An 8642-nucleotide genomic window follows, 5' to 3' on the forward strand; every position below is an offset into this window, starting at 1 on the left:
CTGTACCCGCCGAAGCGGTTCCTCGGCGCGGCCCGCAACATCGAGGACGGTGGCTCGCTGACGATCATCGCCACGGCCATGGTCGAGACCGGGTCCACCGGCGACACGGTCATCTTCGAGGAGTTCAAGGGCACCGGCAACGCCGAGCTCAAGCTCGACCGCAAGATCTCCGAGCGCCGGGTGTTCCCCGCCGTCGACGTCAACCCGTCGGGCACCCGCAAGGACGAGTTGTTGCTCGGCCCCGACGAGTTCTCGGTCGTGCACAAGCTGCGCCGCGTGCTGTCGGGACTCGATTCGCACCAGGCCATCGACCTGCTGATGAGCCAGCTGCGTAAGTCGAAGACGAACTACGAGTTCCTGGTGCAGGTCTCCAAGACCACGCCAGGCAACATGGACTCCGACTAACGATTTCGACCCAGAAGCCCCGCACACCGCGCGTGTGTGGGGTTTCTGCTGGAGCCGCTTGCGGACCGTCGACTAGGACGCGGCGGGGTCGGCGCGCAACCCGGGCATCACGTACCGGCGGACATGCGTCAGCACCGCCTGGTGATCGGCCGGATCGAGCTGCTGCCCGGGCACCGTCGCCAGCGAGATGACTGCTCGGGCAACCCATTCCGACGCCTCGGCGATCTGGGCGTCGGGATGTATCTCACCCGAGTCGCGCGCGGCGACGAGATACCGCGACCAGAAATCGGCGAGGTCGGGCACCAGACCCTGCACGCCCGCGCCTGCGCAGGCGGCGAACTCGTCGGGCTCGTCGAGGCGCAACTTCATCAGGAGCGCGCCAGGGTCCTCGTATGCCGTCCGGCCGTGGCGGATGCCAGCGGCGATCTGTTCATCCAGCCCGTCGACCCGCTCGAGCACGGCGTGCGCCTCCGACCAGTACGTGTCGTTGAGGCGCACGATGGCCGCACCGAGCAGCGACAGCTTGTCCGGGAAGTGGCGATAGAGCCAGCCCCTGGACACCCCCGCGACCTCCGCGACCTCGGACACGGTGGTCGAGCGAATGCCCCTGGCGCGCAGACACACCTCGGCAGCGTCGATCAGCCGTTCACGGACGGTCCTGGTGGCCGGTCGAGATGACGTGGTGCCGGTCAACGGCGACTCCTGATCGATTTCGCAGCGAAGTTCTACGGTTGCATTCTGCCAACGGCCAGACGCTACCGTGCGGCAGGCCGAAGATGGTAGACACTCTGCAATATCTGTTCACCCAACCGGATCGAGGTGGCCAACGATGGCGGACACACTGCAGCACCTGCTTCGCGAACGGGCCGAGCAGGACGGGGTTGCGGTCAAGTACGGCGACCGGTCGTGGACGTGGCGCGAACACCTCGGCGAGGCCGCGGCACAGGCCGCCGCCCTGATCACCGCCGCCGATCCCCGACGGCCGCTGCACGTGGGCGCCCTGATGGGCAACACCCCCGACATGCTGACCGCCTTGGCCGCCGCGGGCCTCGGCGGGTACGTCCTGTGTGGCATCAACACCACCCGTCGCGGCGAGGCCCTGGCCCGCGACATCAAGCGGGTGGACTGTCAGATCGTCCTCACCGATGCCGAACACCGGCATCTGCTCGACGACCTCGACATCGACGCGGACCTGCCCGGCGTCACCGTCGTCGACGTGTCCACCGGGCAGTGGTCGGACCTGCTCGCGGCCGCGCCCGCCTTGGTGCCGCATCGCGAGGCCGGGGCGGACGACACCTTCATGATGATCTTCACGTCGGGCACCAGCGGTGAACCCAAGGCGGTCGAGGTGCCGCACGCCATGGTGCTGTTCGCCGGGAGCGCGCTGGTCGAGCGGTACGGACTGACCGACTCCGACGTGTGTTACTTGGCCATGCCGCTGTTCCACTCCAACGCCGTCTACGCGGGCTGGAGCGTCGCGCTCGGTGCCGGCGCCGCCATGGCGCCCGCCGCATTCTCGGCATCGAGGTTCCTGTCCGACGTCCGACGCTATCGCGCGACCTACATGAACTACGTGGGCAAGCCCCTGGCCTACATCCTGGCCACCCCGGAGCAACCCGACGACGCGGACAACACGTTGCGCGTCGCGTTCGGCAACGAGGCCGCCGACCGGGACATCGACGAATTCGCCCGCCGGTTCGGCTGCACCGTGTGGGACGGCTTCGGCTCGACCGAGACCGCCGTGATCATCGCCCGGCCCGACGACTGCCCGGCCGGTTCGATCGGGACGGGCTTCCCCGGCGTCGCCGTCTACGACTCCGAGACAGTTCGGGAGTGCGAGATCGCGCGCTTCGACGAGACGGGTGCCCTTTCCAACGCCGACGAGGCGATCGGTGAGCTGGTCAACACCTCCGGCAGCGGACTCTTCCGCGGGTACTACAACGATCCCGGCGCCACCGACCAGCGCATGCGTCACGGCATGTACTGGTCGGGTGACCTGGCCTACCGCGATGCCGACGGCTGGATCTACCTCGCGGGACGTACCGCCGACTGGATGCGCGTCGACGGCGAGAACCTCACGACCGCGCCCATCGAGCGGATTCTGCTTCGGCTGCCCGCGATCAGCCGGGTCGCCGTCTACCCGGTGCCGGACGAGTACGTCGGCGATCAGGTGATGGCCGCGATCGTGCTGCGTGACGACGCCGAACTGAGCCCCGACGCGTTCGTGGAGTTCCTGGCCGCACAACGCGACCTGTCGCCGAAAGCCTGGCCGCGATACGTGTGGATCGCCGCCGACCTGCCTAGCACGGCGACCAACAAGATCCTCAAGCGCGACTTGATCGGCCTCGGCGCCGACCCCGACGGTCGGGTGTTGTGGAAGCGGGACGGCCGCAGCTTCCACGCGCACGGGGAGCGCGCGATCACCGGTACGGACCGCTGACCATCGCGGAATAGGCCCGGGTCGCGGCGTGTTTATGACTCTGACGGCTGACCTGGCATAATCGTCCGTCGACCCCTCGGTTCCGGTTCACGTCTGAAGACTCATCAGGTCAGAACTCAGGCGACCCGGCGACCAACTATTGAAGAGGACCAAACATGAGATCGGGTATCCACCCAAGCTACGTCGAGACCACCGTGGTCTGCGGCTGCGGCAACACCTTCCAGACGCACAGCACCAAGGAGAGCGGCCACATCGTGGTTGAGGTCTGCTCCCAGTGCCACCCCTTCTACACCGGCAAGCAGAAGATTCTCGATAGCGGCGGCCGTGTGGCCCGCTTCGAGAAGCGCTACGGCAAGCGTGCCGGGGCGAGCGCAGCGACGGGAGAAGCCAAGGCTGGCGCTGACGCGCCTGCCGACAACTAGCTACGTCAACGACGCCCGGATCTGTCGCGCAAGCGCAGTTCGGGCGTCGTTCGCGTGTGGCGAGAAGAGTGCGGAGTCCGTTTAGGGGAAGGAGGTCGCGTTGACGGATACAACGCCGAGGATCGACGCTCTGCTGGCAGAGCATGCCGACCTGGAGCGCCAGCTTGCCGACCCGAACCTGCACGCTGACGCGGGGGCGGCCCGCAAGGTGGGGCGCCGGTTCGCCAAGATCGCGCCCATCGTCACGACGTACCGCAATCTCGATGCCGCCCGTGGGGATCTGGAGGCCGCGCGTGAGCTGGCCACCGACGACGAGTCGTTCGCCGCGGAGGTGCCCGAGATCGAGGTGCGCGTCGAGGAACTGAGCACCCGACTCGCCGATCTGCTTGCGCCGCGCGACCCGCACGATGGCGACGACGTCGTCCTCGAGGTCAAGTCCGGCGAGGGCGGCGAGGAGTCGGCGCTGTTCGCCGCCGACCTGGCCCGGATGTACATCCGGTACGCCGAGCGCCACGGCTGGATCGTGACCGTGCTCGATGAGACGTGGTCCGACCTCGGCGGTTACAAGGACGCCACGATCACCTTCGCCAGCAAGGGCGACTCCGCCGACGGCGTGTGGTCACGGCTGAAGTTCGAGGGCGGCGTGCACAGAGTACAGCGGGTGCCCGTCACGGAATCGCAAGGCCGCGTGCACACTTCGGCGGCAGGCGTACTCGTCTATCCCGAACCCGAGGACGTGGAGGCGGTTCAGATCGACGAGTCCGATCTGCGCATCGACGTCTACCGGTCCTCCGGCAAGGGCGGACAGGGCGTCAACACCACCGACTCGGCCGTACGCATTACCCACCTGCCCACCGGCATCGTCGTCACCTGCCAGAACGAGCGCTCCCAGCTGCAGAACAAGGCGCGCGCCATGGTCGTTTTGGCCGCGCGGCTGCAGGCGCTGGCCGAGGAGCAGGCTTCGGCCGACGCGTCCGCCGATCGGGCCAGCCAGATCCGCACCGTCGACCGCAGCGAGCGGATCCGCACGTACAACTTTCCGGAGAACCGGATCGCCGATCACCGGATCAACTTCAAGGCGCACAACCTCGATCAGGTTCTCGACGGCGACCTCGACGCACTCTTCGACGCGCTGGCCGCCGCCGACAAACAGGCCAGGCTGCAGCGGGCATGACGCGCCTGCGTCGGGCGATCGACGATGCGGCCGGCACGCTCGCCGCGGCCGGCGTCGACACCCCTCGGGTCGACGCCGAGCAACTCGCCGCGCACACCGCAGGCGTAGATCGCGGCCGGCTGGCGTTCCACGAGCCCGACGAGCCGTTCTTCGGCCGCTACCGCGACGTGATCGACGCCCGCGCCCGACGAATCCCGTTGCAGCACCTGACGTCGACCGCAGCGTTCGGACCGGTGACGGTGGCCGTCGGTCCCGGCGTCTTCATTCCGCGGCCGGAGACCGAGTCCCTGCTGGAATGGGCTCTCGCGCAACCGCTTCCGGACGCGCCAACGATCGTCGACCTGTGCACGGGCTCCGGCGCACTCGCGGTGGCACTGGCCCACGAACGGCCCGGTGCCCGGATCATCGCCGTCGACGACTCCGCCGACGCACTGGCCTACGCGCGTCGCAACAGCACCTCCACCGCAATCGAACTCATCGAGGCCGACGTCACCACTCCCGGACTGCTATCCGAGCACAACGGCTCAGTGGACCTGATCGTGGCGAACCCGCCCTACATTCCCGACGGTGCCCGGCTGGAACCCGAGGTGGCCCAACATGATCCGGAGCACGCGCTGTTCGGCGGCCCGGACGGGATGCGGGTGATCGGCCCCATCGTCGACCTGGCGGCCCGGCTGTTGCGGCCGGGCGGTTCCATCGCCGTCGAGCACGATGACACCACCGCCGACGCCACGACGGCACTGTTTCACCAGGCCGGCGCGTTCACCGACGTGGCGTCCCGCCGGGACCTCGCGGGCCGCCCCCGCTTCGTCACGGCGACCCGCCGGGGATGAGAGGCTAGGGCGCATGACTTTCAAGCGAGAAGCGGAGCGGGATCGCGCATGACAGAGGTCTTCGACTGCTCGGACCCGGGCCAGCGTCAGGCGGGAATGGCATCGGCGATCAGTGCGCTCAAGGGCGGTCGACTGGTCGTCCTGCCCACCGACACCGTCTACGGCATCGGCGCGGACGCCTTCGACGGTACGGCGGTGGCCGCGTTGCTGGCGGCCAAGGGCCGCGGCCGCGACATGCCCGTCCCCGTGCTGGTCGGGTCGTGGCACACCATCGACGGCCTGGTGTACTCGGTGCCGGACGCCGCAAGGGAACTGATCCAGGCGTTCTGGCCCGGCGCGTTGAGCCTCGTCGTGCGGCAGGCTCCGTCGCTGCAGTGGGATCTCGGCGATGCGTACGGCACCGTGATGCTGCGCATGCCCCTGCATCCCATCGCGATCGAGCTGCTGCGCGAGGTGGGGCCGATGGCGGTGTCGAGTGCCAACATCTCCGGCAAGCCCGCCGCCGTCACCGCCGCCGACGCCCGCGAGCAGCTCGCCGACCTGGTCGAGGTCTACCTCGAGGGCGGCCCGTCGGCGCAACAGGCCGCCTCCACGATCGTCGACCTCACCGGCGCACAGCCTCGGGTGCTGCGGCAGGGGCCCGTCACCGCGGCTGCCATCGCCGACGTGCTCGGCATCGAGGCCGAGACGCTCCTGGTCTGACCGGCTGACGTGGCCCTGTCTCAGAGTGCTCCAGTACGGTTCAGCGGGTGGTGAGCGCAGCGGTGATCGCGACGGGCACGCTTGCCCTTTCGGAGCAGGGCGCGGGTGTGCCGCTGCGCGAGCTCGCCCTCGTCGGCCTGACCGCAGCAATCATCACCTACTTCGCCACCGGCTGGGTGCGGGCGCTCGCGACCCGGCTGGGTGCGGTGGCCTATCCGCGCGACCGTGACGTCCACACCCAGCCGACCCCGCGGATGGGTGGCCTCGCCATGTACATCGGCGTGGTGGCCGCGGTCCTGCTGGCGTCGCAGTTACCCGCGCTGACACGGGGTTTCGTGTACTCGTCGGGCATGCCTGCCGTCGTGGTGGCGGGCGGCCTCATCATGGCCATCGGCCTCATCGACGACCGGTGGGGGCTGGACGCGCTCACCAAGTTCGCGGGCCAGATCACCGCGGCCAGCGTGCTCGTCACGATGGGCGTCGCGTGGAGCGTGCTCTACATCCCGATCGGCGGCGTCGGCACCATCGTGCTCGACCAGGTCACATCGATCCTGCTGACGCTGGCGCTGACGGTGTCGATCGTCAACGCGATGAACTTCGTCGACGGTCTGGACGGGCTGGCCGCCGGCCTGGGCCTCATCACCGCAGCCGCGATCTGCATCTTCTCCATCGGACTGTTGCGCGACCACGGCGGCGACGTGCTCTTCTACCCGCCCGCCGTGATCTCGGTGGTGCTGGCCGGCGCGTGCCTCGGCTTCCTGCCGCACAACTTCCACCGCGCCCGCATCTTCATGGGTGACTCCGGCTCCATGTTGATCGGGCTGATGCTCGCGGCGGCGTCGACCACGGCGGCTGGCCCGATCTCGCAGAACGCGTACGGCGCGCGGGACGTGTTCGCCTTGCTCTCGCCGTTCCTCCTGGTCGTTGCGGTGATGTTCGTACCCGCGCTCGACATGTTGCTGGCGATCGTGCGGCGCACCCGCGCCGGCCGCAGCCCGTTCAGTCCGGACAAGATGCACCTGCACCACCGACTGCTGCAGATCGGCCACTCGCACCGGCGCGTGGTGCTGTTGATCTACATGTGGGTGGGCATCGTCGCGCTTGGCGCGGCGAGCACCATCTTCTTCGATCCCCGCTATACCGGCGGGGTCATGTTGGCGGCGATTCTGGTGGCCGTCGTCATCACCCTCATCCCGCTGTTGCGGCGCCGCGAAGAGGCACCCAGCGACCTGCCAGACTAGTAAGTACGACGAAAAGTAGTAGGCCTTGTTTTTGGCCTACCTGTATGTGGTACCGTGCTGGTAGAACCCGAAAAACCTCGCGGGTTGCCGGCCCCCGGGCCCATCGGTTCACCGACCGATCGGCGCCGAATTACGACCGACAAAGGGAGCTACCCCTTGGGTGATTCCAGCGCGCCCGACGCCCTTCGATACGCTCGTCGGGCACGCACCGGAACTTCGCTCGTCAAAGGGGACGGCTTCCGTGAAAGCGGGATTGAGGTGAAGCAGTGACGACGCCAGCGCAGGATGCGCCGTTGGTGTTTCCGTCCGTGGCGTTTAGGCCGGTCCGTCTGTTCGCCATCTGCGTGGCGCTGACCGGAATCGCCGTTCTGGCCGCCGGTTACACGGGGCACATCTTCTTCGGAGTCTTCTTCGGTGTCGGCCTGATCCTGGGTTTGCTCAACGCACTCCTGGTCCGGCGCGCCGTCGAAGCCATCACCGCCGAGGACCATCCGCTCAAGAAGAAGATGGCCCTCAACTCCGCAACGCGGTTGTTGGTCATCACCGCCATCGCAATGACCATCGCGTTCGTCTTCAAGGCGCATGGCGGCATCGCGGTGCTGTTCGGCCTCGCGATCTTCCAGGCCCTGCTGGTGCTGAGTACCAGCCTGCCCGTGATGAAGAAGATCCGCACCGAGGGTCTGAAAGTCGTCGACACGGAATCGAAGGATTGAGCTGACAGCAATGACTGAGACTGTTCTCGCCGCGGGCGGTGCCGCGATCCACGTCGGGCATCACGAAGAGGTGCACTGGCTCGGGCTGACGTTCAACCTCGACACCATCATCGGCACCAGTGTCGCGGCGATCATCGTCATCGCGTTGGCGTTCTTCCTGCGGGCGAAGGTCACCTCGACGGGAGTGCCCGGCGGCGTGCAGTTGTTCTTCGAGGCCATCACCATTCAGATGCGCCAACAGATCGAGGCCGCGATCGGCATGAAGATCGCGCCGTTCGTGCTGCCCCTTGCGGTCACTATCTTCGTGTTCGTGCTGGTCTCCAACTGGCTGTCGGTGCTGCCGGTGCAGTTCGCCGGGGCGGACGGCGTGGCCACCGAGTTGATCCAGCCGCCCGCGGCGGACATCAACTACGTGCTGGCGCTGGCGCTGTTCGTGTTCCTCTGCTACCACGCCGCAGGCATCTGGCGACGTGGCGCCTGGGGCCATCTCAAGAAGCTGGTCAAGGGACACGTCACCCTCATGGCGCCGATCAACATCGTCGAGGAGATCGCCAAGCCGATCTCGTTGTCCCTGCGACTCTTTGGCAACATGTTCGCCGGCGGCATCCTGGTCGGGCTGATCGCGCTGTTCCCCTGGTACATCCAGTGGGCGCCCAACGCCATCTGGAAGACCTTCGACCTGTTCGTCGGACTGATCCAGGCGTTCATCTTC

Annotated in this window: 9 protein-coding genes and 1 pseudogene; 9 read left to right on the top strand and 1 reads right to left on the bottom strand. The window is 67.6% G+C overall.

All coding sequences use genetic code 11. The annotated features are described in order from the left end of the window. Positions 1–405: pseudogene (locus QOC69_RS01225) on the top strand (transcription termination factor Rho); the annotation flags it as partial. A gap of 72 nt (positions 406–477) precedes the next feature. Here the strand turns inward: QOC69_RS01225 and QOC69_RS01230 are convergent. Then, on the bottom strand, positions 478–1098 hold the full coding sequence (locus QOC69_RS01230) for a TetR/AcrR family transcriptional regulator (RefSeq protein ID WP_526435559.1): 621 nt from the start codon (positions 1096–1098) through the stop codon (positions 478–480). Positions 1099–1234: 136 nt separating this feature from the next. Here QOC69_RS01230 and fadD1 point away from each other — a divergent pair, with 136 nt between their 5' ends. The 8 genes from fadD1 to atpB all read left to right on the top strand — a co-directional run. Next, complete coding sequence (fadD1, locus tag QOC69_RS01235) at positions 1235–2845, top strand: fatty-acid--CoA ligase FadD1 (RefSeq protein WP_526435561.1); 1611 nt, start codon at positions 1235–1237, stop codon at positions 2843–2845. A 155-nt stretch (positions 2846–3000) separates the two neighbouring features. Continuing rightward, a complete protein-coding gene (gene rpmE / locus QOC69_RS01240) occupies positions 3001–3267 on the top strand; it encodes a 50S ribosomal protein L31 (protein ID WP_526435563.1) in 267 nt (88 codons plus the stop codon). 100 nt (positions 3268–3367) lie between these two features. Further along, a complete protein-coding gene (gene prfA / locus QOC69_RS01245) occupies positions 3368–4441 on the top strand; it encodes a peptide chain release factor 1 (protein ID WP_526435565.1) in 1074 nt (357 codons plus the stop codon). Then, positions 4438–5274 (top strand): peptide chain release factor N(5)-glutamine methyltransferase, encoded by an 837-nt coding sequence (gene prmC / locus QOC69_RS01250; protein WP_526435567.1) that lies wholly within the window; start codon positions 4438–4440, stop codon positions 5272–5274. The genes prfA and prmC overlap by 4 nt, the downstream gene beginning before the upstream one ends. Positions 5275–5322: 48 nt before the next feature. Further along, a complete protein-coding gene (locus QOC69_RS01255) occupies positions 5323–5976 on the top strand; it encodes an L-threonylcarbamoyladenylate synthase (protein WP_526435569.1) in 654 nt (217 codons plus the stop codon). 47 nt (positions 5977–6023) lie between these two features. Next, positions 6024–7217 (top strand): glycosyltransferase family 4 protein, encoded by a 1194-nt coding sequence (locus QOC69_RS01260; protein WP_526435571.1) that lies wholly within the window; start codon positions 6024–6026, stop codon positions 7215–7217. A 266-nt stretch (positions 7218–7483) separates the two neighbouring features. Next, a complete protein-coding gene (locus QOC69_RS01265; protein WP_526435573.1) occupies positions 7484–7930 on the top strand; it encodes an ATP synthase subunit I in 447 nt (148 codons plus the stop codon). Positions 7931–7940: 10 nt separating this feature from the next. Beyond that, on the top strand, positions 7941–8642 hold a 702-nt coding region (gene atpB / locus QOC69_RS01270; RefSeq protein ID WP_526435575.1), incomplete at its 3' end, for a F0F1 ATP synthase subunit A.

The organism is Mycobacterium sp. (assembly GCF_032162105.1).
GTDB lineage: Bacteria > Actinomycetota > Actinomycetes > Mycobacteriales > Mycobacteriaceae > Mycobacterium.